Origin of the sequence: Methylotenera sp. L2L1 (assembly GCF_000744605.1) — a bacterium.
In the GTDB taxonomy this organism is placed as follows: domain Bacteria; phylum Pseudomonadota; class Gammaproteobacteria; order Burkholderiales; family Methylophilaceae; genus Methylotenera.
Window position 1 is genome coordinate 944,829 of sequence record NZ_JQMG01000001.1, and the last position, 24,043, is coordinate 968,871.

Here is a 24,043-nt window from a genome sequence, read left to right on the forward strand (position 1 = left end):
TTAACTTGTGGTGGCTGCCATATTGGCGCGTGCCGCATGCAATTTTTTATAGCTGTCGATCAGACGGTGGTGCCTGTCTAGCCCTTCCAGTTTCATGCTGGTTGGCGCCAGGCCGAAGAAGCGCACATTGCCTTCCACAGAGCCAATGACGGCATCCATACGGGCATTGCCGAACATGCGGCGGAAGTTGACTTCGTAGTCTTCTAGCGCTAGGTCGTCATCCAGCAGTACCTCTAACACCACATTTAATGCCTGATAAAACAATCCGCGTTCTAGCGTGTTGTCGTTGTATTGCAGGAAGGCGCCTACTAGCTCATGCGCCTCTTCAAATTGCTGTAAGGCGAGATGAATCAGCAGCTTCAACTCCAGCACGGTGAGCTGCCCCCAGTCTGTATTCTCGTCAAATTGGATGCCGATTAAGGTGGCGATATCGCCATAGTCATCCAGCTCGTTATTCTCTAAACGCTCCAGCAGTGCTTCCAAGCTGGCGTCATCTAGCTGATGCAGGTTTAAGATATCTTTGCGGAACAACAGCGCCTTGTTGGTGTTATCCCACACCAGATCTTCTACCGGATACACTTCCGAGTAGCCAGGCACCAAGATTCGACAAGCAGTGGCGCCTAGCTGGTCATACACCGCCACGTAGGCTTCTTTGCCCATGGCTTCGAGAATGCCGAACAAGGTTGCAGCTTCCTCGGCATTAGAGTCACTAGGTTTGCCTTCTTGGCCTTGGCCAGAAAAATCCCACTCCACAAACTCATAATCGGATTTGGCACTGAAAAAGCGCCACGACACGATGCCGCTGGAATCAATAAAGTGTTCCACAAAGTTATTGGGTTCGGTCACCGCTTCACTGGCAAAAGTCGGCTGTGGTAAATCGTTGAGGCCTTCTAAACTGCGCCCTTGCAGTAGTTCGGTCAGGCTGCGTTCCAGCGCAACTTCTAGGCTTGGGTGCGCGCCGAACGAGGCAAACACGCCGCCGGTGCGCGGGTTCATCAAGGTAACGCACATCACCGGGTATTCACCGCCCAGCGATGCATCTTTTACCAGAACTGGAAAGCCTTGCTCTTCCAAGCCCTGAATGCCGGCTAGAATACTAGGATACTTTGCCAGTACTTCCTGCGGCACATCAGGCAAGCTGATTTCGCCTTCCAGAATTTCACGTTTCACCGCGCGTTCGAATATCTCTGACAGGCATTGCACTTGCGCTTCTGCCAGCGTATTGCCTGCACTCATGCCATTGCTGACGTAGAGGTTTTCAATCAGGTTGGATGGAAAATAGACGACTTCACCGTCCGACTGACGCACATATGGCAACGAACAGATCCCGCGTGCTGCATTGCCAGAATTGGTGTCGACCAGATGCGAACCGCGCAGCTCGCCATCTGGGTTGTAAATCTCTAAACAGTAATCATCCAGAATCTCTTTCGGCAGCGCATCTTTGCGGCCTGGCTTGAACCAGCGCTCGTTCGGGTAATGCACGAATGCTGCATTGGCGATATCTTCACCCCAGTATGAGCCGGCGTAGAAATGGTTGTTACTCAGTCGCTCGATATACTCGCCCAAAGCCGACGCCAACGCGCTTTCCTTGGTTGATCCTTTTCCGTTAGTGAAGCACATTGGCGAGTGCGCATCACGGATATGCAGTGACCACACATTAGGAATGATATTGCGCCATGAAGCGATTTCAATCTTGATGCCCAAGCTCGCCAGCAGCCCCGACATATTGGCGATGGTTTGCTCTAAGGGTAAGTCTTTGCCAGTGATATAAGTGTGCGTATCAGCAGATGGGTTCACCATTAGCAAGGCCTGCGCATCGGCATCTAGGTTAGCTACTTCTTCAATAATAAACTCGGGGCCGGCCTGCACTACTTTTTTAACCGTACAACGCTCGATGGAGCGCAAGATACCCTGGCGGTCTTTGTCGGAAATATCTGGAGGCAACTCCACCTGAATCTTGAAAATCTGCTGGTAACGGTTTTCCGGATCAACAATATTATTGTGTGAAAGGCGGATATTTTCGGTAGGTATATTGCGCGTGTTGCAGTACAACTTCACGAAATAAGCAGCGCACAAGGCTGATGAAGCCAAAAAGTAATCAAAGGGGCCGGGGGCTGAGCCATCGCCTTTATAGCGGATAGGCTGGTCGGCAATCACCGTGAAGTCATCGAACTTGGCTTCAAGACGTAGCTTATCGAGAAAGTTGACTTTAATTTCCATGGTGATAATTCCAAAAAATGGTGCAAAAATGCTGTGGGCGCTATTATCTCTCAACACGCCGATGCCGTGTAATACATTGATGCTTTCCACAAACGCTAACGCATGGATAAATTGCCAAGAAATCTTCTAGAGTGTTGGTAGCCGTCTGCTGGCGAATTAAAGATAATCATCGGCCTTGAATTCAAGGCCTAAAGCGGACATTCAAACCAAACTTATCTTAACTATGTATTTGTTACTTCATAGCCTGCATCACGCCATGCATCAATGCCGCCAGTAAGTGGTTTTACATTGTAGTAGCCCCTTGCCATCAGCGCTTTAGCAATTTTAGCTGCCGTTATTTCATTTGGACATGAGCAGTAAAGTACGACAGGGTCATTGTCATTCATTTCGAGCACCAATTGATCTAAAGCTTCTAAGGAGGCAAATTGCGCACCAGGAATCCATCCGTCCTGAATGAGATGAGGTGCTCGCGTATCCAAAATAATTGGCGTTTCACCGTTAGCCAGCAGAGTGTTCAACTCATCCACACTGATACGTGCCATACGTAAATCTTTGATAAAGCGTTTTCGCTCCCACCATTTAGAGGCAACGAAGGCAATAAGTGCGAATAAAACCAGCAAAGTGCCCCATTTACCCATCTCTACGAGGATATTCATCAGGTCATCTATCGCTGTGCTAAATAGTGAGCCTAGCCATAGTGCCGAGCCAGCCCATAATGCTGCGCCAAGTCCATCCATGATGAGGAAAGTAATTAACTTAGTGCCAGTAGAGCCAGCTAGCGCGCTGGAAATGGATGCGAATCCCGGAATGAATTTGCATACCAGTAAAGCAGGTGAGCCAATTTTTAAATACAGTGATTGAGATTGGCTAACACAGGTATCTGGAGATAAAGATATCTTGCAGAGCTTACCCATGACCTTTGTTCCATATTTTCTCCCTGTAAAATACCAGAAAGTATCTGCAATGACAGCCGCAAAAATGGCAGTTAATAACAGCACTGAAAAAGAGAATTTCTCTGGGCTAATTAATGCGCCTGAAATCACAAGTGTTGGGTAGGCCGGAATAGGCAATCCTAGTTGTTCCAGCAGGACATTAATAAATACAATGACCAATCCGTATTGTTCAATTAAATCTGCGATATACCCCATAGTTAACCTAATATTTCGTTTCTAATAATATTAATCATCATACTCAATCTTAGTCGCGGGCTTAACCATTATTTAGCGCGATTTAGCGCGGAGTAGAATTAATTTTGTAAGGAACTACCAATTAAGTAATTACCAAATAAAACTAACCCAAGTAGCAAGGTAATCAATGTCACCGCCACCAGCCTTGTCCACTTGTGAGCCTGTGTACATATGCACATAGGATGCAGTGGCGACCACATGCTGATTAACCTTCCATTGGGCGGCAGCTTCTAATGCAGTGCCTACATATTTAGATGCATTGTTAGCAGGTAACAGCACACTGCCTGTTGTTGCGTAAATGGCATCTTGCTTGGTATGTTTCCAGATGAAATCACTACCAAACGTGATGGTAAGGTCTTCTCTAGGTTGCATCTGCAGTGAAGCATGAATGTCGGCCAGATTCGCTGGGCGAAAAAACGCGGCATCATTGAAATAATTCGCTTTAAAAAATAGTGGGTTAAAGGTTTCTAATTTGCCGTCTTTTTTATTGCTGTCGCCACTTGCGATATCCGCTTTGATGCCTAAGCGTGGGTGCCAAGCCGTGTCTTTAAAGGTGTAACCGGTATCACTGGCAAAGGTCCAGGCGCGAATGTATTGGTCGCCAACCTCGCCCAGTTGCGCCACGGCTTCCCAGTCGTAATCCCATTGCCCAGTCTTGCCAAACCAGCGCAGGCCTAAAGTGTGTCTATTCTCAACACCTTTGGACCCCACGTAAGCGGCTTCTTCGTTGCGGTAGTTTAAGTAGTAGGCATCCACATTGGTGCCAGATGCAGCGCTTATGGGCGTGCTGGCATAAATGCCACTGAAAGTTTGTGCCTGATTTGGCTTATCGGCCTCGTATCTATCTTCTTTTACCGGGCGTGTCACAAACGCATACAGTTTTTTATTGCCTTCGTTAGAGTGTATAAACTGTAAGCCATCAAATTTCAGTTGAGTATTTGGTCCTGCTCGCGTGGCAATTAAGCGCCCAGAGCCGTAACTCATGGAGAATCTGCCGGCACGGATGGTTTGCCTATTGCCATTAGGGCTTGGGTCTCCAAAGGTATAGTCGACAAAAGCTTGTTGCAGGTCGAGTGGGTTTTGGTTCACGTCTAACTTTTGCTCGCCCCCAAACTGCACACTGGATATTCCCTGCACAAAGAATCTGAGGCGCTCATTGGCATGCAGGTCTGCATGCAGCATGATTCTTTGCAGGCCATAATGTTCACTGTCTGCGCCCTTGATGCCAAACGCTTGGTTGTGCGACTGCTCGTAGCGCTCTCTTATCTCGCCGCCGAAAGAGAGGTAGCTTTCTGGGTTTTCAGAGTCTAATGGAATGTATTTCAACCTATCAAAAGGGTCGGTGCGCTTTGCCGAATCAGCCAAGTGAGAGTAGCGCTCGGTGTAGCGCAGCATGGTATAAGGCGGCGGCTTAGCGTTTGGCGCACCAAACGGCACATCTTCTGCCAGTATAGACTCATGAGGATGAACGGATTGTGTTTCAGGCTCATCGGTATCATGGACTATATAATCTGCGGCCAAGGCTGGAAAAGTGATGGCAGCGGCCATTATCGCTAATGATGCCTTCAAACGCATGGGGTTCACACAAGAGGTTTTGATCTGTTTGTTCATGATTTCATCAAATTCTTTAGATGCTGGTTTAATGGCGGATTAATTGAGGGAAGTAACAAGGGCGGCAGAAGGGGAGTGTTCCCCTCCTGACTTAAATGATTAATACTATTTTTTACCGCTTTGCGCGTTAAATGAAGTAATCAGGTTACGGTAGTCCGGGATATGGTTAGATAGCAATGTTGCCAAACCTTCCACATCATTACGCCAGTCACGATGCAACTCACAAGCCACCCCAAACCAAGTCATGAATTGTGCACCTGCCGCTGCCATGCGTTGCCATGCAGCATCACGTGTCATTTCATTAAACGTACCTGAAGCATCCGCTACCACGAACACCTCAAAACCTTCTTCAATCGCAGCCAGTGCTGGGAACGCTACGCATACCTCTGTGACCACACCGGCGATAATCAACTGCTTCTTACCTGTGGCTTTAATCGCCTTCACAAAATCTTCATTATCCCAAGCGTTGATTTGGCCTGGGCGAGCAATGAAAGGTGCATCCGGGAACATCGCTTTAAGCTCTGGCATCAATGGGCCGTTCGGGCCATTCTCAAAGCTGGTGGTTAAGATGGTTGGCAACTTAAAGTATTTAGCTGCATCTGCTAGTGCCAGCACATTGTTCTTGAAACGGTCTGGATCAATATCACGCACTAAAGATAACAGGCCTGCTTGGTGATCTACTAATAAAACTACTGCGTTATCGCGGTCTAGACGTACATATGGTTTGTTCATTTTCATTTCCTTTTTTATAGTGGGTTAGTTAATTCGTTTGTTGCTGGAACGGTTCCCACTATACGGAGATGATTATTTGCACACTAGATGGTTAAATTGTAAATTACTTTTCATTTAATTGAACAATGGCTAATGGTAACGATGCCGGTGTCAATTGTGATTTAAATTTGTAAGGCCTGCTTGGGGCTGGGGGCAGGCAACAATTTGTTAAACAATTCTTTAGTAATGCTACTATGTTAATAAATCTCAAATAAAATTTGAGCCTAGCGTCAAATGGAAGCTTTTCAGCACGAAAGTGTTCCTTACACGCCGTTGTTGCTAATGTCATTGCATATATAAGCCATTGATACAGATGAAATTTATGAGTACCAATCAGAGGTGGAAGCTTAAGTGCTTCGTCGCAGCTACAATCACGGTGCTGATGGTATTCCTTTTCTTTAACCACTTCCTTAATCTGCAAAAGCAGAAGTTGAAAGCAGATGAAACATTAAAGTCGTCTGTTTATGGCAGCCTGCTTTGGATCGAAGTAGACCGTGAATTAAATTCAGTTTTGTTCATTTCTAATGGGATGGCTAGTTTCATCTCCGCATACAGGGATGATCTTCGGCCAGAAAAAATTAAATTCATTCTTAAAGATTTATGGGAACGCTCAAAGCACGTCCGTAATTTAGGGGTGGCCGTGGGTTATAAATTAACTTACGTTTATCCGGAGGCGAATAATTTAAAAATCATTGGGAAGGATTTTCGCGATATCCCCCAGCAATGGCCAAAGGTAAAGCAAGCAGTTGATACCCGCCAGGGTGTTTTTGATGGGCCTGTAGACTTAATACAGGGTGGGCAAGGCTTTATTTATCGCTACCCGATATACCTAGATGACAAGTACTGGGGCATTATGTCTACGGTTATCAATACCGATGATTTTTTGAAGGCAGCATTCAAAAATACGCCAAAAAATCATCAATTCGCCATCCGAACACATGATAGTAAAAAAGTGTTTTATGGGGATCCGCAATTGTTTGCAGATAAAAACACCTATAAGCAAACCAGTATTGTGCCGAATGGCAAATGGGAGTGGGCGATTAAAAACCATTCCAACACATTTACCGATCAATTTATTATTTACCAGATGATTGGGGTCTTACTCAGCCTATTATGCGGAGTGACGGTTTATCGCATGACACAAGCAATACGCATGCTATCTGAGCAAGCCATGCTGGATAGTCTGACCCATTTACCAAACCGCAGGTTGTTACAGGATCGTATGGATGTTGCATATCACTCCTGTAAACGCTTACATAAGATGATGGCAGTCCTAATCATCGATATCGATTACTTCAAAAAAATTAATGATACGTATGGTCATGATTTTGGGGATGAAGTTCTTAAGGTGGTTGCTAATGGCATCAAAGCCACGTTGCGTGATAGTGATACAGTGAGCCGCGTAGGGGGGGATGAATTTATTGTATTACTGAAAGAATTTAAAGTGTTAGATAATGTGCATGCAATCGCGCATAAGCTGACGGAAGTATTTGCTAGCCCATGGTTAGTGTTGGATAAAGAAATCACTATTCATTTGAGCATAGGCATCTCAGTTTTCAATCCAGACGACCCTGTCAGCATTAAACAGCTGTTGAAAGAAGCGGATATTGCTTTGTATGATTCAAAAGCGCAGGGTCGGAACAGATTTAATTTTTATCAGAAATAGACCATGACTTAAGCCCCGTAAATGGGTAATCTGGGCAATACTTAAATCTAACAGCTTAAGTGAGAGGTCCTGTGACTCCTGTAAAATAGTGAGTTACAACTATATAACGGCCAGTAAGCGTCTGAGAGTTTTCTAGTGGAGCTATCAATGGTCGTCAGGATAAATATTCGCATGAACAATGCATACTAAGGGGCAGTTACTCTTTACCGCAATACAGTCTGCGTGCCGCCTCACCTGTAATATCAGGGGCAATATATTCCCATTCGGCAGGGTTGCTATTTTTAAGTACAGACTCACCGCCGCCCATGTTTTGCTTGTATAAGGTGTACGCCATGGTTCTACGCATCTTGGTTTTACAATTGACTTCAAGCAATGACTTCTCTGAAAGATAAGTCGTATTGTTGCTTGCTTGGGGTTTCATGTAGTCTTTTATTCGCCAAATCCTCGCAACATGGTCATGGTTACGGGTAGTAACTTTGTCGTAATAAATCTTAACGCTACCATCACTGCTCGAGCCGCCAAACTCGGTCCACCCAGCTACTGCGTTAATGCTGAAAAACGTAAGGAGTAGCGTGGTGAGCAGTTTTTTCATTTAGTTTTCCAATGATTCAGGTTTTGTTATGTGCCTAGTTTTAGATGAACACGCTTTGACGGCAAGGCTTGTTTGTTATGGTTGAATAGCGTTCATTTTACGATCAAGCTCTGTAATGTCATTTAGGAGCTTGGCTTTTTCATCATCGCTTACATTGCTGTTTAGGCGTTGTACCAGCTGGTTGCGCACAGCTGATAGCATTTTTGAATGCACGCTATAGTCTTCCACTTTCGGTGCTCTTAGTTTGGCAAGTGCAGCGGTGAGCGCTTCGTACTCTTGATCGGTAAGGCCTGTAATGCTTTTAAGGCCGACTGTTGTTTGTGCTAGTTGTTCTGTGTTTGTCATGGTGATATAAAGTTGATAAGCAAATTGGATTTGACAGAATCTTACCATAGGCAGTACTCATCACATGATGGATATCAATACATGGGCTGATACGATAAGGTTAAATGATGCGATGTTCTTAATCAGCTTGAACGCCAAAAGTGACGCCAAATTAAATTGGTAATATTTCACTAAAAAGCAGATGATTATAGTTGTTGGGGATTTATTTTAAGTTTTTTTAGTCAAGGAGAATGACATGTCTGCACATACTTACAAACTTATCGAACTTGTTGGCAGTTCTGCCGTTGGCATCTGATGATGCTATCCGTAACGCGATTGCTAAAGCAGCGTTAACCGTTAAACATATGGATTGGTTTGAAGTGGTTGAAACCCGTGGCCATATTGTGAATGGTCAGATAGCGCATTACCAAGTCACCATCAAGGTTGGTTTTAGAATAGAAGATTAGATAACAATGATTCATGGCTCCAGCTCATTACAAATTCCAGCTTTATCTGATCACGATACGCAAGTATGGATAGATTCGTTATCGAAGTATTTATCAACTGATGAGGTTGAGCTAATACGCCAAGCTTGCGAGCTTGCAACCTTGGCGTATGCCGCACATACCGAATCAACAGGAGTTCCGTTGTTACAGCATGCAACGGGCACCGCCGCCATACTGATTAGCTTGAATATGGATGCGGAGACCATTATCGCGACCATTTTGTATGCGGCACCTGCGCATATCGATAATTGGCAGGAAACCTTAAAAGCAAGGTTTGGCAGCAATATTGTCAGCTTAGTAGAAGGTATTTTGCGCATAGAGCAAGTGCAGGAGTTCAGTGAGTTTGACGATCTGCAGGTGCAAGATAAGGAAAATGGCGATCATAGCCGGCAGATTGAAAGCCTGCGCAAGATGCTGCTGGCGATGGTGCAGGATATTCGTGTGGTGCTGATTAAATTGGCGGAACGCACACAAACACTGCGCTACTTAGCGGGCGCCAGTGAAGCACAGCAAAAGCAGATAGCACGCGGTATTCAAGGTGTTTTTTCGCCATTGGCAAATCGGCTTGGGGTGTGGCAACTTAAATGGGAGATGGAGGATCTATCTCTGCGTTACTTAGAGCCACAGCTTTACAAAGAAGTGGCGAAGCTACTGGATTCACGCCGTGTTGACCGAGAGCAATATATCCAACATGTTGAGGATACACTGAAGCAGAAATTGGCTCAGGCCGGGATTAAGGCCGAAGTGTCTGGCCGCCCTAAACATATTTACAGCATTATCAACAAAATGCGGCGCAAACATCTAGATTTTGAACAGTTGTTTGATGTGCGCGCGGTGCGTATTTTGGTGGATGACGTGAAAGACTGCTATACCGCGCTCAGTTTGGTACAAACCTTATGGCAGGCGATTCCGGGTGAGTTTGATGATTACATCGCACGCCCTAAAAGTAACAACTATCGCTCACTGCACACCGCGGTGAATGGCCCAGAAGGGTTGGCGTTAGAGGTGCAGATTCGTACCTTTGAAATGCATGAGCACTCCGAGCTTGGTGTGGCTGCACATTGGCGCTATAAAGAAGGCGGTAAGTCTGACATTGTGCTGGATGAAAAAATCGCTTGGTTACGCCAAATATTGGCATGGAAAGAGGCGCCCAAAGATAGCGGTGACATACTTGAAGAGTTCAAGACCGAGTTGTTTCAGGACAATGTGTATGTATTTACGCCGCAAGGGCGAGTTGTTGATTTGCCTAAAGACGCGACGCCTATCGACTTTGCATACGCCTTACATACGGACCTAGGGCACCGCACGCGTGGCGCCAAAGTGGATGGTCATATCGTACCGCTCAATTACAAATTACAGAATGCGGAGCGGGTAGAAATTCTGACGACTAAGCTTGGGTCACCTAGCCGAGATTGGTTAAGCCCGACGCTTGGTTATTTAAAAAGTGCAAGTGCACGCGCTAAGGTGAGGCATTGGTTTAAACACCAGCTAGTAGAAGAAAACATTACGCAAGGCCGCGCGAAGCTAGATAAAGAGCTACATCGCTCGGGCGTGGGCGCTGTGAATCAGGAAAAAATCGCACAGAAACTGCACTTTACTAAGCTGGAAGATTGTTTAAATGCGATTGGTCGTGGTGATGTGAGTGAACACCAGATAGCTACGGCGATTCAAGAGGTGATGAATCCAAAACCGGTTGAGAAGGTTAGTCATGTGGCTGTGAGAAAAATGCCAGCACAATTAACGGCAACAGAAGTGACGATAGAGGGTATCGATAACTTACAGACCAATATGGCGAAATGCTGCAAACCGGTTTTTCCGGAGCCGATAGTCGGCTATGTGACATGCGATCGCGGCGTGACTATCCATCGTCAGGCTTGCACATTTATTAGACGTTTAGGTGACGAACGCCAAGACCGTCTGCTGAATGCACAATGGCGAACTGGCAAAACTCACGACTAGGCTGACGCATCGGTGTTATCAGGTTTATTGGGTCAGTCCTGCGTGCGGGTTTGGAAAACAGTCGCCATTTTTTAATTGCCTGTTTTGATATCCGCTGGGTACCAACCATATACAAACTTAGGTGTGTTCTTGGATGCAAGTTAAACCAGACGGTAATAGTTGACGGGTATGCGAGTTAGCAGTATAGTGCCGGCCTTCGGCGTGTAGCGTAGCCTGGTAGCGCGCCTGCTTTGGGAGCAGGATGTCGGGAGTTCGAATCTCTCCACGCCGACCATATTAATAAGCCTAGTAGGGTGACATATATTGCTTACCCTACTAACTGCGGCTTAAGCCAGCCTGTCTTGGTCTGATAATCAAGGTTTGGTAATCAAGCAATTCAGCCAAGCGATTATTCTGTCACACCTCTCTATAAGTGCTTTTCTTCGTGCGTTACGTAATCACACTACACGGTCTTGTTAGTGATTTCAGTAATCGTTGCTATACATCTTTTCTTACAATTATTTAAAGCAATTATTTCAAGCCATTGTTTAAAGAACTTTTCCTTCAGAGATTTGCCTAAAAGCTGTGGGTAATATTTGTGCAGTGTGCACAGAAGGTTCGCTTTTTCGGTATGCACTGCCCTTGTATTCATGCAAGGAGATTTGCCATGAGCACAATTTCAGTTGAAACCGCCCCTATCAAGTTAGAGTTGAATGCTACTGTGCTCGACTTTGAGGCGCAGACGAGGGCTGGCGTTATCCGCTTGTCAGAGTGGGCAAAGGATAAGTGGGTGATTTTATTCTCACATCCTGCAGATTTCACCCCAGTCTGCACTACTGAATTCATCGAGTTTGCTAAAAGACAGAATAAGTTTAATCAAAAGAACGTGCTTTTGCTCGGTTGTTCGGTAGATAGTATTTATAGCCACATTGCTTGGGCACGTAACATTCAAGATAAATTCAACGTCAAAATAGACTTTCCCATTATTGCTGATTTAGACCAACGCGTTTCTAGGCTATACGGCATGATTCACGAACACAGCAGCAACACATTTACAGTACGGTGCGTTTTCTTTATTGACCCTAAACGTGTATTGCGCGCGATGATTTACTACCCAATGAACGTGGGGCGTAATTTTGATGAAATCATGCGTGTGATTGATGCTTTGCAAATGGCCGATGCCAATAAGGTGGTGTGCCCAGCCAATTGGATGGATGGTAAAGATGTGATGATTCCTGCGCCAATCACCATGGGCGATGCGGAGCGTCGTGCAGAGAGCAAAGATTATCAAGTGACTGATTGGTACTTTGCCATGAAAAAAATGCCAGAAACGCTATTAAGGAAAGGAGACTAAAATGTCCAAAGTACTTTGTGTACTCTACGATGATCCTGTCACCGGCTTCCCGAAATCATATGCGCTTGACGGTGTTCCAGTCATCAAACAGTATCCTGGCGGGCAGATCTTGCCAACCCCCAAGGCCATTGATTTTAAGCCAGGCCAGTTACTTGGCAGTGTATCGGGGGAATTGGGGTTACGTAAATTTCTTGAGTCATCTGGTCATCAGTTAGTGGTGACATCCGATAAAGATGGACCTAATTCTCGGTTTGAGAAAGAGCTACCAGATGCCGATATCGTTATTTCTCAGCCATTTTGGCCAGCCTACCTGACAGAAGATCGTTTCAGTAAAGCGAAAAAACTGAAACTGGCGATTACTGCCGGTATCGGGTCTGACCATGTTGACCTTGATGCGGCGATGCGGCACGGCGTTACCGTGGCTGAAGTTAGCTACAGTAACAGCATCAGTGTTTCTGAGCATGTGGTGATGATGATATTAAGCTTGGTGCGTAACTATATGCCTTCGTATCAATGGGTGGTGAAGGGTGGCTGGAATATTGCCGACTGCGTGGAGCGGTCTTACGACCTTGAAGGTATGAGTGTTGGTACGGTTGCGGCTGGGCGCATTGGTTTGGCGGTGCTTAGGCGGCTAAAAGCATTTGATGTGAAACTGCATTACACCGACCGTTACCGCTTAGCGCCTGATATTGAGAAAGAGCTTAATCTTACTTTTCACCCTAACGTAGAATCAATGATCAAAGTGTGTGATGTGGTGACGATTAACTGCCCATTACATCCAGAAACCGAGCATATGTTTGATGACAAGATGATTGCCAAGATGAAACGTGGTGCTTATCTTGTTAATACAGCACGCGGCAAGATTTGTGACGAGAACGCAGTGGCGCGGGCATTAAAAAGTGGCCATTTAGCCGGATATGCGGGTGATGTTTGGTTTCCGCAACCTGCTCCGCAAGACCACCCTTGGCGCACGATGCCACATCATGGCATGACGCCGCATGTTTCCGGTACCAGTTTAAGTGCACAAGCGCGTTATGCTGCAGGCACTAGAGAGATTTTGGAATGTTGGTTTGAAGGCCGCCCAATTCGTGAGGAGTACTTGATTGTGGATGGCGGTCATTTAGCGGGTTCTGGCGCACATTCATACAGCGCCGGTAACGCAACTAGTGGGTGGGAAGAAGCGACAAAATACCGAACAGGCACTAGGTGACAAGGTTTACTAGGTGACAGGTTTAATAGTTTGCTGATGCGAATCTCACGCTTGATATTCATTGAGGGTGTATCCCAGCATAAGGAGTTTAAAATGAAACGACGGTTATATTTCATACTGCCTAACGTAAAGAGTGCGCACGCCATGATGCACGATTTGTTGCTTGCCCGCGTAAACGCAGATAGCATTCACTTTCTTGCTAAGTCTGGTACCCCGATGGGTGATTTGCCAGAGGCCACTGTTTTCGAGCGTACCGATATGTTTGAAGGCTGGGAAGTTGGCATGGCGTTAGGTACCCTGCTTGGTTTTGTGCTGGGGTTGGTGGCTCTATCGGTACCGACTTGGTGGTACACCGCCCCGTTGCCAGTGATGACCACTTTGGTGATATGTACTTTAGTCGGGTTGATGGTTGGTGGGCTAATGACCGGCTTAGTTGCGACGACGATACCCAACACGCAACTTAAACAGTTTGAGGAGGAGTTGGCGAAAGGCAAAGTGCTGATGATAGTGCTTGCACCATTTCATCGTGCTTATGAAATTCGTCAAAAGGTCATGATTGGTCATCCTGATGTAGCTTACCAAGGCACTTGGCCGACTGACCACGTCATTTTTCCTTAGACTAACATAAGACCAGCATATAAAACGGTGGATTAAATTGGCGTTTAGTTAATCAACACATGCGTCTATGTAGGCACATTTCTACATGGCTACTACAAGAGATAGCCGACTGGTAGAGCTGTGTGCAAGGGGTTTAGCATCAATAGCAAGACGTAACGTGAGCGGTCTCGTGTGTAGTAATCTTTCACCGACCTCTCTTGGGAAAAGAGGTTGTTACGGCGAGGCCGCCCACGTTACGTCTTGTTGTCTAATTGCAGGGTATATCTGCATTGGCAGGCTAAGCAAGACTTTATTTCCAGTGAAAATAATCCACCTATATTTATTCATCAGCCTATGATGAAACCATTGGTGAGGGGGTTAGTCCAAATCAGTAGCTGAAAGGCACTTAACTCAGGCATACCGTACTCAATTAGGGGCAATCAGCTTGATGCTGAACATTTTAGGAGAAACATCATGGCAAAAGGACAGCTACATAAAAATAAAGAGGCGAAAAAACCTAAACAGGATAAAAAAGTAGTCGTGGTATCAAGCTCTACTATCGTACCGAGTAAACCTGCTACGCCAAAAAAATAAGGATGGTAATGCGTTGCCATCTCACTTGTTTTAATTTTATGAAAATCCAGTGTGGCTAATTTAAAGGAGCTTCGGCTCCTTTTGTCTTTTCGTCGTTCAGACTTTTAAGGCATGAGACACTTAAGTATGGCTCTAAATTACCTAAGTTGTTTGATAGGCTGTATTTAGAGAATAAGCATTTTTATCATGAGGTGGAGGATGTCTTTAACTAATTGCTTTTTAACCTTAATAAGTTATGGCACTATTCGCTTATGAAACCTCCATCAACTCCACCGGTATTAGCTAATTCAGAAGCTGTAAAAGCTAAAATTGCCGACAATGTTATCTTGCCTGAAGAGTTATTAAAACTTTCAATTGCCTCTGATCAGATAGCAGGTTCAATGTTATCAAGTTCACTGATTCAAAAAGTTCTAGATTATTTACCATCGATGGTGGGGTATTGGGACAGAGACCTTAAAAACCGTTTTGTGAATAAGGCTTATGAGCTGTGGTTTGGGGTGGACGCCAAGCAAATTGTTGGCAAGTATATTTGGGATCTACTAGGTGAGGAGTTGTATCACCTAAACTTGCCTTACATTCATGGTGCACTTAACGGGGAGTTTCAGGAGTTTGAGAGGATTATCCCTAACGCTGATGGTATTCGTTCGCGTCACTCTTTAGCGCATTACATCCCAGATTTTAGAGATGGTGAGGTGCAAGGTTTTTTTGTACTGGTCACTGATATCAGTGCGATTAAAGAGGCGGAGGCTGTGCTGAGGCAAAGTGAAAAGCGCTTCCGTTCAGTGGTGCAAGATCAAACAGAAGTAATTTCTAGGTTGCGTGCTGATGGCACCTATATTTTTGTGAATGATGTGTATTGTCGCTTTTTTGGTAAAACTGAAGATGAGATGATAGGCTCTACATGGAAACCAGTTGTGTGCCCTGAAGATCTGCAACGCGTGGTTGATGAGTTAGCCATGTTATCACTGGCTAATCCTGTGGTGATGATTGAAAATCGGGTGTTGTCTGCTAGTGGGCAGGTTCATTGGATGCAGTTTAGTAACCGGGGTATTTTTGATGAGCATGGGCAACTCACTGAAATTCAATCGGTTGGTCGTGATATTAGTGACCGTAAGCGTGCTGAAGAAGAAATTCAGAACTTAGCCTATAAAGATTCGTTAACTGGTTTGTCCAATCGCAGGCACTTGCTGGATCGGCTACACATTGCCTTGGCAACCTCTGCGCGCACTATGCAGTATGGTGCTTTGTTATTTCTTGATTTAGATAAGTTTAAAGTCATCAATGACACGCAGGGACATAGCGACGGTGATTTGTTATTGATTGAGGTGGCAAGAAGAATCGTTACTTGTGTGCGAGAGGTAGACACCGTTGCACGTCAAGGCGGCGATGAGTTTGTTGTACTGGTGGAACGATTAGGTACAAGTTTGGAAGAGGCCTCCCGTATGGCGGCAAAAATCGCTGAAACCATACGTATGGCGCTTGCTGAGCCTTATCAAATCAACCACATGAATATACATAGTTCCTCAAGCATTGGCGTTTCGCTTTTTTGCGGGCAGGATAAAAATGTAGAGGAATTAATTAAGCGTGCCGACATGGCAATGTATCAGGCAAAAGATGGTGGTAGAAATAGGATTCGCTTTTTTGACCCGCAGATGCAACAGTTAGTTGAAGTGCGTGCGTTATTAGAGTCAGATTTACATCATGCATTAAAGACTGAGCAATTTGAGTTGCATTATCAATTGCAGGTAGACCACGAAAATCAACCGATTGGTGCAGAGGCCTTAATTCGTTGGGTGCATCCACAGCGCGGTATGGTGTCCCCCGCACATTTTATTCCAGTGGCAGAAGAAAGTGCATTGATTCTCAATATTGGAGAGTGGGTGCTAGATGAGGCTTGCCGGCAGATTGCTGTTTGGAGCACGCATGAGAAAATGCGCCATTTGGTGTTGGCCGTTAATATTAGTGCACAGCAGTTTAAACAATCGCACTTTGTTGAGCAGGTAATTTCGGTGATTCGTAAACATGGTATTGATGCATCACGCCTCAAGTTGGAGCTCACTGAAAGTGTTGCGTTAGATGATATAACCGATGTAATTGCGAAAAAGAATCTATTAAGGCAAGAGGTTGGGGTGACGCTGTCTTTAGATGACTTTGGTACAGGATTTTCTTCACTTTCCTATTTAAAACGGTTGCCGCTGGATCAAATTAAGATTGATCAAAGTTTTGTGCGCGACATCACCACTGATAAAAGTGATGCCGTGATGGTAAAAACCATTATTGATATGGCACAGAACTTTAGCTTGAATGTGATTGCTGAAGGCGTTGAAACTGAGGCACAGTTGTCATTTCTTAAGCAACATCAATGTATGGCATACCAAGGTTATTTGTTTAGCAAGCCATTGCCTATTGAGCAGTTCGATGCCCTTATGCACAGTTATCATTTAGGTGCAGATATTAGCAAGTTGGTGTAATCATGAAGAGCAGAATCATCGCTTACCAAGTGAGCGCTTACTAAGTTGTAGAAATGGTAAGCTGTAGAGATAGTAAGCTAGGCTCTTTTTGATTTAACTCAGTGCGTCCACATTGTCCACAATAGCTGCATATAAATCACGCGTTGAGGCAATTGCCGCTTCATGCACTTCTTGAGCGGACAATACTTTTCCATTAGCTGCTTCTAGCGGGCGTGTAGCCGTCGCACTTGCCACCACTGTGACTGCATAGCCTAGATTAAAACCACCATGTGCCGTTGAGTTGATGCACATGTGTGTCATAAAGCCTGCCAATACAATGTTGTTAATGCCTAGCGTTTTTAAATGTTGATCAAGCGTCGTGTGGATAAACGCGTTGGGATAGTTTTTAACGATAACAGCTTCACCAGCAATAGGGGCAACCTCATCACAGATTGCGCCTATTTCGGCGGTAATGTCGTAAGGCGAGCCCACACCTGCATCGTGCTGAATATGAATGATTGGGATATTGAGCGCTCTTGCGCGTGCTAGTAGTTTGGTTGCTTCGATAATGGCTGGTTCAACATTGGTTAATTGCATTAACCCTTTTCTATAGGTGTTTTGGCAATCAATCATAATCAAGGCTGAAGATGCTAATGGGGCTGCGGAAAGTGCTAACCCCGAAATCTCGCGTAATGTTTTAGACGCTGTCGCCATGCTGTTTCCTTTGCAATTAAATGACTTGGTCATGTTATGTGTACTTATATATAGTCAATTAAACCTGATGCAGGTTCACTTTACAATCCATTAGTTTGATAACGTATTAATTTGCTTCAGTGAGCATATGTGCCACGGCACGTTTAAAAGGAGAGATGCGGTTACCTATACGTAGAGATGCCGCTCTAATTAGGCGTGCAGGTATCGAGTCATTACCATACAGTTTTGCAATGGCATGTGTGGCAATAAACAAAGGGCGTGTTTTGAGGCGATGTTTTCTTTCGTAACGCTTGAGCAGGGCAGTGGCTGCGATATTACTACCACGTGATTTAGCAGTTTTGATTTCGTTGGCAAGTACATCAATGCCAGATAGCCCAAAATTAAACCCATGTGCGGTGACTGGGTGCATGCCCACGGCCGCATCGCCAACTAATGCAAAGCGCTTTGCAACAAGCTGGCTGGCATAGGCGGTTACCAGTGGATAAGCATGCCGAGTGGATGTTAATTGCATTGTGCCCAGCCTGTGCTTAAATCGTATTGCAAGCTCTTCATTAAACGCTATTTCATTCAAGGACATCAGCCGTTGAATATCGGCTGCGGGTAGCGTGATAACAACGGATGAGCGCATGCCATTCATTGGTAATAGCGCTAAGGTTTGGCCGTAGTCGAACCATTCCCATGCCACGTGGTGATGAGGGATGCTATGCTCCATCACACAGACCATCATGGTTTTGCCAAAATCGTGCATGGCGGCGGCGATGCCCATCGTTCGTCTTGTTTCAGAAAAGCGGCTATCTGCAGCCACTAAAAGCTGTGCCTTCACTTTATCACCACTGACAAGGCTGATATATGCGCCATCATTATCTGTGTTGATAGCGGTAATTTCTGACTCGGTGAGAAGCGTAATATCCGGCGATGATTTTACTGCTTCATAAGCAGATTGACGGATAAGATGGTTTGCTACTAAATAGCCTAAGGATTCTTTTTTACTATCACCATGTTCGATATTCATGGCATAAAGCGATGGTCCGTTGAGCACGCGCGCGTCACGCAAGGGTGAAATGGCGTGCCTATCAATGCGCTCCCACAAGCCAAGTGATTCCATCAATTGGGCTGAGTGGTGTGTGAGTGCAATTTCGCGGCCATCAAAGGCTGGGTTTGCCAACATCGTTTCTGGCTGGCGCTCAAGTATCGCGATGCGTAATCCGCATCCAGCAACAGCCTGCGCGAAGCATAATCCAGCAGGCCCCGCCCCGACAATCGCAATATCGAAGTTCATCATAGCGCTACCATGAGAGATTGGTGTGAGACATGGTGCTTATGATTGCGGTAAATGCCGAAGCTGGCATTGACTCAGGTCAATTAGCCATGGTTTTAGGGCAGATTGGTAGCGATTACATTATGTTAACGTAATGTGCTGGCGCCTAGGGTTAGCCTTTTTGCTTGATGGCGAGCACCGACTGATTACGCAAGGTGCGCAATAAGGAAAGCTGTCTAGCTGAAACCTGCATGCTATTGGGCTGCTCCATATCGGCGTAAAACATGCCTAATGCTTTGTTGTTGACCATAATCGGTAGCAGTAAAAAGCTTTGTGATGAAGCTGTTTGCCTATACCACTGAGGAATTTTAGCCGTCACGTTATCTGCCGCAATATCCTCTAACATTAAGTCCGCCCCTTTGCTAATGGCAAGGTGGAATACGTCTGGTGCAAAATCTAAACTAAACTTAAATTTCTTGAGTGCGGCATCAATGTCATAACCAAAACCAAAACGCGCTGCCATTTGATTGTTTTTGACATCTCTTATAAATAGTAGTGTGCGGTTAAAACCCATGCCACGATGCATGGTTTCTAGCACCATCTGCATGATGTCGTTGAGTTGGTGCTCTTCAATCAGGGTGTTGGTGACTTCTTGAATACCTTCTGTGAGGATAGACTCGGAATCAAGTTTTGCTGTTTCGCTGTTTTTTCCATCTGGTTGTTCAAGGCTAATGCCTAACGATGCTAGTTCAGTCTCTTCAGCCGATTTGTGTGGCACTTCTGTTCTAGCGCCAATCCAAGCGTTAACCCGTGTCATCAACATGCTTTGCGAGGTATTGATGCCGACTATTCTGGCGCGTGCCGCAAGCTCATCTAAAGCACTTTCCATCGATTTACGTAGCTGCTGCTCTGAAACGCTAAGCGCACTTTCGTAACGTGTTGCTAGTTGTTTGAGCGCTTTGGATTTGTCAGCGACATTACCGTTACTGGCAATTGTGCATAACTCATTGGCAAGGTTAACCGTTAGCGACAAGCTCTCTAGCTCGCCATTGGGTTTGATGACTCTATCCCCAGTTAATTTACGCATACCGGCAATTAAGCGTGGTGGAAAGTTCCAGCTCTTGGCGACGCCTATCCCCAGCTCGTTGTAGGTCATGCCTAGTACTTTCACCGAGGCTTTGTCCTCGCTATCACCCTGCGTAACTAGACGCGAAACCTGCTGGCTTTCTTCAAAGAAGTAAAAGCTGGCGAGCAGCTTGCCTAAATTGCGGAACATAGAGCAAATAATGGCTTCTTCTGCATTTTTAACATGGCTGGAGGGGGCTAATTGTGCCGCTAAAATCCCCGCAAAGAATGACGCCAACACATCGTCTTTCAGCTGTGATGCCTGTGCTTTATTTTGCAAGAAATCAAGCAATATCAACGACATTGCCACATTACGTACCGTTTCAAAGCCTAAAATCACCACGGCTTTGGAAATGGTATTGATATGGCCGCCAAATTGACCATACGTGACGGTGTTCACCAGTTTTAATAGTTTGTTAGTCAGTGCAAAGTCATTCAAAATGCTTTGAGCTAATGCATTGTTACTGGCGGAGTCGTCGTCTGCCAGTCGGTTGATTTCGCTAATCGTGTGTGACAACGCCGGAAAATCACTTTTGCTACGCATGCGGCGCAGTAAAAAATCCATGGTGCTGTGCGCATCCACGGGCTTATGCTCACCTTGCACTGGGCTTAAGTAATCTTGTAGCGCCTGCTTCATGGCGTTAGCATCGGCGTATCGGTCCTCGGGCGCTTTACTGGTTGCTTTAAGAATAATGCTTTCTAGCGCCTCATCAAGATGTATCTGTATGCTTTGAGGGGTAACGCTCGCTTTTGGGAGAGTCGTCGATTTCTTTGTTTTTTCTATGAATGGTAAGCCTGTGACTATCTCGTGCAACATCACCCCTAATGCAAAAATATCTGCAGAGACCGTGGCTTTATCACCAGAAATTAGCTCAGGTGCAGTGTAGGGCGTAACTGATTGTACGTGGTGGTTAGCTGCAAGATTCGTCATGCCGATACCCATCATCATGGGCAGCTGATTTTCTGTCATCATCAAGTTGTCTGGATGCAGGCCTAAAGGCAACACGCCTTGGGTGTGTGCGTAGCTCACACCTTCAAGCACGTCGACAATCATTTGTACGGCTTGTGTGGCAGCTATTGGTTGGGATGATTTTAATTGCTGCGACAAAGTGATGCCGTTAACAAATGCATAGACCAGATAAGATACGCCGTCATGCTCACCTGCATCCAGCAAGGTGACAATGTTATTATGTTGTAATTTACTGACGATGCGTACCTGTTTTAACAACGCATCTAAGTGCTGGCCATGATGCGGCAGTAGCTTAATCATCACCTCGCGACCCATGTGTGGATCAAGGGCTAAATAGACAGCATTTTGTTCGCTTTCATTAAGCTTTCGTAGCATTTCAAAGCGGTCTATTTTATTAACCATAGATTATTCCTAGCGAACCGTGACAGCATTTGTTTATTGATACTTGATTGGCTGTTGGTCAGCCATCATTGGGCACAACATCATTTGCTACAAGTTGCTTAGTCAAAAGCTACTTGGTGCCGTCCCAATTATTTTGATGCTTACATCATATCACTAGGTGCAATGGACCGCGTTAACAGAGTGGTCTTGTATTTTTGTCAGTGATGAATGCATAAACCATAGTGTTTGTAGGGCATTCACTAGAATGGGTGGTTGACTGATTTTGTAAATGTGCTGATACTCATGCGACATTGCATTTGAAAAAGGCAAACTCAGCTGAAAAGCGAGGGCGCAAAATCACCGGTCTAAGGGGCGTAAGTTCTAAGATAGCGGGAGTACCAGATGAGCGGATTTCCCGCATCTCTATACATAACTCCCATGCTATCTCCAGCGCTCCTTAGTGATTCAGGAATGAGATTAGTACTTTTGTGGGAGATAACATGTTATTGCACCAGCCTACCGTTGATGCTTTGATCGACAGCATGACCCCGAGCGCCGATGAGGTTCAGTCGCGTAAGGATGTCCTTGAGTTCGGCGAGCGAGACTCTCAGTTACTTAAAGAACTGGGGCCTTTACTTGCACCACTTGAAAATGCCTTTGCTGACATGTTATCCCAGCATCTGGATGCCTATCCGGAAATGGCTACTAGCCTTAGTAATCCTGAGCAACTGTCACTGCTCAAACAAAAACAACGAGAATATTTTAAGCAGGTCTTTACTGGAGACTACGGCGCTGACTATATCAAAAGCCGTCTGCAGGTTGGCGTTACCTATCAGCAAATAGGGCTAGAGCCACGCTGGTATCTCGGCGCGTATAGTAAATACTTGTCTTGGGTGCTCCCAGAAGTGATGCGTTTGGTAGATAACGATGCTGAACGCTTTTTAGCGTATTCAAAAGCGATTACTAAAATCGCCATGTTCGATTCCGAACTTTCTCTATCGGCTTATTTCCATGCTGACCATGAAATGTTGCGCCTGCTCGCGCAAGTGTTTGAAAGTAATTTAGAAGCAGTGATTATTGCCGACGTGAAAGGCCATATACTTCACGTCAATAAATCGGTAGCTAAGATTACGGGCTATGCCTCAGAAGCACTGATTGGTACGCCGATGCAAGACCTGCTGACAGAGTTGGAGCCAACGCTATATCAAGATCTTTGGACGACAGTCATTGCTGGCGGCCAATGGCAAGGCGAAATCTGGTTAAAGAATAAACAGGGTGATGATTATCTGGCATGGATGAATATCAATGCCGTTAAAGAGGCTACTGGCAAAGTAACGCAAGTTATTGCTGAGTTCTCGGATATTACTGCCTTTAAGCAGACACAAGAGGCGTTGGCAGAGCGTACGGAAGAGCTTGCTAACTCCAATCGTGAGCTAGAGCAGTTTGCATATGTCGCATCGCATGACTTACAAGAGCCACTGCGCATGGTCGCTAGCTATACGCAATTGTTGGCCAGGCGCTATAAAGACAAGCTGGATCAGGATGCGAACGAATTTATTGGCTATGCTGTAGATGGCGCTACACGGATGCAGGCGCTGATTATTGATTTACTCACTATGTCTCGTATTGGCACGCACGGTAAGCGGATGGAGCTTTGTGAAACGTCAGTTGCGTTAGAGCGCGCTGAGTCTAATTTACGGTTGGCGATAGAGGAGTCAGGCGCTGTCGTGACCCGTGACCCTATGCCTAGGTTAGAGGCAGACGTTTCGCAACTCACGCAATTATTCCAGAATTTAATTGGCAACGGTATCAAGTTTCGTGGAGATACCTCACCAGTCATCCATGTAGGTGCCGAGAAAAAAGACGGCGAGTGGTTATTTTCGGTGCGCGATAACGGCATCGGCATCGCGCCAGATTTCTTTGAACGTATTTTTATTATCTTTCAGCGCTTACATGGTAAGCATGAATATCCGGGCACGGGTATTGGTTTATCGGTATGCAAGAAGATTGTTGAGCGTCACGGCGGTAAGATTTGGATAGAATCCGAAGTTGGCAAGGGTGCAGTTTTTTATTTTACCTTACCTATACATTATGGGGAAAGGAAACATCATGGAGAGTGAAGTGAGCAGGCAGGTTGAGTTTTTATTAGCCGAGGACAACCCCGGCGACGTTAGATTAACGCAGGAAGCATTACGTGAAAGTAAGATAAGCAATAACCTTAACGTGGTTAAAGATGGCGTAGAGGCGCTAGCATTTTTACGTAAAGAAGGGCAATACGCCAATGCGCCAACCCCTGATGTAGTGTTGCTAGACCTAAACTTACCCAAAAAAGACGGGCGTGAGGTATTGGCTGAGATTAAATCAGACCCATTGCTTAAACGCATTCCAGTGGTCATCGTTACTTCTTCGGAAGCTGAAAAAGATATCCTGCGCACTTACGATTTACATGCAAACTGCTACGTGAGCAAGCCTGTAGATTTAGACCAGTTTATCAAGGTGATTCAAGCTATTGAAAGCTTCTGGCTCACCATCGTTAAATTACCATCGGACGTTAAAGACTAACTGCGTTATGGGG

Annotated in this window: 18 protein-coding genes, 1 tRNA gene and 1 riboswitch; of the genes, 10 read left to right on the forward strand and 9 right to left on the reverse strand. The window is 45.5% G+C overall.

Annotated elements, in window-relative coordinates; translation table 11 throughout:
• The 4 genes from FG24_RS04435 to ycaC form a co-directional block, all read right to left on the reverse strand.
• Positions 1-2,220 carry an OsmC domain/YcaO domain-containing protein gene (locus FG24_RS04435; RefSeq protein ID WP_036303973.1) on the reverse strand — a complete coding sequence of 740 codons (2,220 nt, stop codon included), beginning with the start codon at positions 2,218-2,220 and terminating at the stop codon, positions 1-3.
• A gap of 221 nt (positions 2,221-2,441) precedes the next feature.
• Complete coding sequence (locus FG24_RS04440; RefSeq protein ID WP_036301491.1) at positions 2,442-3,368, reverse strand: DedA family protein/thiosulfate sulfurtransferase GlpE; 927 nt, start codon at positions 3,366-3,368, stop codon at positions 2,442-2,444.
• A gap of 129 nt (positions 3,369-3,497) precedes the next feature.
• Complete coding sequence (locus tag FG24_RS04445) at positions 3,498-5,018, reverse strand: alginate export family protein (RefSeq protein WP_036301493.1); 1,521 nt, start codon at positions 5,016-5,018, stop codon at positions 3,498-3,500.
• A gap of 105 nt (positions 5,019-5,123) precedes the next feature.
• Entirely contained in the window at positions 5,124-5,750 is a 627-nt protein-coding gene (gene ycaC / locus FG24_RS04450) for an isochorismate family cysteine hydrolase YcaC (protein ID WP_036301495.1), read from the reverse strand.
• 361 nt (positions 5,751-6,111) lie between these two features.
• Here ycaC and FG24_RS04455 point away from each other — a divergent pair, with 361 nt between their 5' ends.
• Positions 6,112-7,455, forward strand: coding sequence for a sensor domain-containing diguanylate cyclase (locus FG24_RS04455; RefSeq protein ID WP_051901574.1), 1,344 nt, complete (start codon positions 6,112-6,114; stop codon positions 7,453-7,455).
• A 196-nt stretch (positions 7,456-7,651) separates the two neighbouring features.
• Here FG24_RS04455 and FG24_RS04460 read toward each other — a convergent pair whose 3' ends face one another.
• Together FG24_RS04460 and FG24_RS04465 are read right to left on the reverse strand one after the other, a co-directional pair.
• Entirely contained in the window at positions 7,652-8,047 is a 396-nt protein-coding gene (locus FG24_RS04460) for a surface-adhesin E family protein (protein WP_036301500.1), read from the reverse strand.
• Between the two features lie 75 nt (positions 8,048-8,122).
• Positions 8,123-8,392, reverse strand: a complete 270-nt coding sequence (locus tag FG24_RS04465; RefSeq protein ID WP_036301503.1) for a hypothetical protein — start codon at positions 8,390-8,392, stop codon at positions 8,123-8,125.
• 230 nt (positions 8,393-8,622) lie between these two features.
• Between FG24_RS04465 and FG24_RS04470 the strand changes: the two genes are divergently transcribed.
• The 7 genes from FG24_RS04470 (at position 8,623) to FG24_RS04505 (ending at position 17,041) form a co-directional block, all read left to right on the forward strand.
• Positions 8,623-8,838 carry a dodecin gene (locus FG24_RS04470; RefSeq protein WP_255344015.1) on the forward strand — a complete coding sequence of 72 codons (216 nt, stop codon included), beginning with the start codon at positions 8,623-8,625 and terminating at the stop codon, positions 8,836-8,838.
• A 6-nt stretch (positions 8,839-8,844) separates the two neighbouring features.
• Entirely contained in the window at positions 8,845-10,836 is a 1,992-nt protein-coding gene (locus FG24_RS04475) for a RelA/SpoT family protein (protein WP_051901431.1), read from the forward strand.
• 197 nt (positions 10,837-11,033) lie between these two features.
• Positions 11,034-11,110, forward strand: a tRNA-Pro gene (locus tag FG24_RS04480).
• A gap of 372 nt (positions 11,111-11,482) precedes the next feature.
• Positions 11,483-12,169 carry a peroxiredoxin gene (locus FG24_RS04490; RefSeq protein ID WP_036301507.1) on the forward strand — a complete coding sequence of 229 codons (687 nt, stop codon included), beginning with the start codon at positions 11,483-11,485 and terminating at the stop codon, positions 12,167-12,169.
• Between the two features lies 1 nt (position 12,170).
• Entirely contained in the window at positions 12,171-13,379 is a 1,209-nt protein-coding gene (locus tag FG24_RS04495) for an NAD-dependent formate dehydrogenase (protein ID WP_036301509.1), read from the forward strand.
• Between the two features lie 93 nt (positions 13,380-13,472).
• Entirely contained in the window at positions 13,473-13,997 is a 525-nt protein-coding gene (locus tag FG24_RS04500) for a hypothetical protein (protein ID WP_036301512.1), read from the forward strand.
• Positions 13,998-14,821: 824 nt separating this feature from the next.
• A complete protein-coding gene (locus tag FG24_RS04505; protein ID WP_036301515.1) occupies positions 14,822-17,041 on the forward strand; it encodes a sensor domain-containing protein in 2,220 nt (739 codons plus the stop codon).
• A 93-nt stretch (positions 17,042-17,134) separates the two neighbouring features.
• Here the strand turns inward: FG24_RS04505 and FG24_RS04510 are convergent, their stop codons facing one another.
• The 3 genes from FG24_RS04510 to FG24_RS04520 all read right to left on the reverse strand — a co-directional run bounded on the left by FG24_RS04510 (position 17,135) and on the right by FG24_RS04520 (position 21,489).
• The gene (locus tag FG24_RS04510; RefSeq protein WP_036301518.1) at positions 17,135-17,734 is read right to left on the reverse strand and encodes a cysteine hydrolase family protein; all 600 of its coding nucleotides are present in this window, start codon (positions 17,732-17,734) and stop codon (positions 17,135-17,137) included.
• Positions 17,735-17,840: 106 nt separating this feature from the next.
• Entirely contained in the window at positions 17,841-19,016 is a 1,176-nt protein-coding gene (gene ubiM, locus FG24_RS04515; RefSeq protein ID WP_081880943.1) for a 5-demethoxyubiquinol-8 5-hydroxylase UbiM, read from the reverse strand.
• A 148-nt stretch (positions 19,017-19,164) separates the two neighbouring features.
• Positions 19,165-21,489, reverse strand: a complete 2,325-nt coding sequence (locus FG24_RS04520; protein ID WP_036301520.1) for an HDOD domain-containing protein — start codon at positions 21,487-21,489, stop codon at positions 19,165-19,167.
• A 294-nt stretch (positions 21,490-21,783) separates the two neighbouring features.
• Positions 21,784-21,871, forward strand: a riboswitch (cyclic di-GMP riboswitch).
• A gap of 97 nt (positions 21,872-21,968) precedes the next feature.
• Between FG24_RS04520 and FG24_RS04525 the strand changes: the two genes are divergently transcribed.
• Together FG24_RS04525 and FG24_RS04530 are read left to right on the forward strand one after the other, a co-directional pair.
• On the forward strand, positions 21,969-23,588 hold the full coding sequence (locus tag FG24_RS04525; RefSeq protein ID WP_036301523.1) for a sensor histidine kinase: 1,620 nt from the start codon (positions 21,969-21,971) through the stop codon (positions 23,586-23,588).
• On the forward strand, positions 23,578-24,030 hold the full coding sequence (locus tag FG24_RS04530; protein WP_036301525.1) for a response regulator: 453 nt from the start codon (positions 23,578-23,580) through the stop codon (positions 24,028-24,030). The genes FG24_RS04525 and FG24_RS04530 overlap by 11 nt, the downstream gene beginning before the upstream one ends.
• The last annotated feature ends 13 nt before the right edge of the window (positions 24,031-24,043 follow it).

Bases quoted from the DNA above. Each gene is read 5' to 3' on its own strand.
- FG24_RS04435 (WP_036303973.1), bottom strand. From the start codon at position 2,220: ATGGAAATTAAAGTCAACTTTCTCGATAAGCTACGTCTTGAAGCCAAG.
- FG24_RS04440 (WP_036301491.1), bottom strand. From the start codon at position 3,368: ATGGGGTATATCGCAGATTTAATTGAACAATACGGATTGGTCATTGTA.
- FG24_RS04445 (WP_036301493.1), bottom strand. From the start codon at position 5,018: ATGAACAAACAGATCAAAACCTCTTGTGTGAACCCCATGCGTTTGAAG.
- ycaC (WP_036301495.1), bottom strand. From the start codon at position 5,750: ATGAACAAACCATATGTACGTCTAGACCGCGATAACGCAGTAGTTTTA.
- FG24_RS04455 (WP_051901574.1), top strand. From the start codon at position 6,112: ATGAGTACCAATCAGAGGTGGAAGCTTAAGTGCTTCGTCGCAGCTACA.
- FG24_RS04460 (WP_036301500.1), bottom strand. From the start codon at position 8,047: ATGAAAAAACTGCTCACCACGCTACTCCTTACGTTTTTCAGCATTAAC.
- FG24_RS04465 (WP_036301503.1), bottom strand. From the start codon at position 8,392: ATGACAAACACAGAACAACTAGCACAAACAACAGTCGGCCTTAAAAGC.
- FG24_RS04470 (WP_255344015.1), top strand. From the start codon at position 8,623: ATGACATGTCTGCACATACTTACAAACTTATCGAACTTGTTGGCAGTT.
- FG24_RS04475 (WP_051901431.1), top strand. From the start codon at position 8,845: ATGATTCATGGCTCCAGCTCATTACAAATTCCAGCTTTATCTGATCAC.
- FG24_RS04490 (WP_036301507.1), top strand. From the start codon at position 11,483: ATGAGCACAATTTCAGTTGAAACCGCCCCTATCAAGTTAGAGTTGAAT.
- FG24_RS04495 (WP_036301509.1), top strand. From the start codon at position 12,171: ATGTCCAAAGTACTTTGTGTACTCTACGATGATCCTGTCACCGGCTTC.
- FG24_RS04500 (WP_036301512.1), top strand. From the start codon at position 13,473: ATGAAACGACGGTTATATTTCATACTGCCTAACGTAAAGAGTGCGCAC.
- FG24_RS04505 (WP_036301515.1), top strand. From the start codon at position 14,822: ATGAAACCTCCATCAACTCCACCGGTATTAGCTAATTCAGAAGCTGTA.
- FG24_RS04510 (WP_036301518.1), bottom strand. From the start codon at position 17,734: ATGGCGACAGCGTCTAAAACATTACGCGAGATTTCGGGGTTAGCACTT.
- ubiM (WP_081880943.1), bottom strand. From the start codon at position 19,016: ATGATGAACTTCGATATTGCGATTGTCGGGGCGGGGCCTGCTGGATTA.
- FG24_RS04520 (WP_036301520.1), bottom strand. From the start codon at position 21,489: ATGGTTAATAAAATAGACCGCTTTGAAATGCTACGAAAGCTTAATGAA.
- FG24_RS04525 (WP_036301523.1), top strand. From the start codon at position 21,969: ATGTTATTGCACCAGCCTACCGTTGATGCTTTGATCGACAGCATGACC.
- FG24_RS04530 (WP_036301525.1), top strand. From the start codon at position 23,578: ATGGAGAGTGAAGTGAGCAGGCAGGTTGAGTTTTTATTAGCCGAGGAC.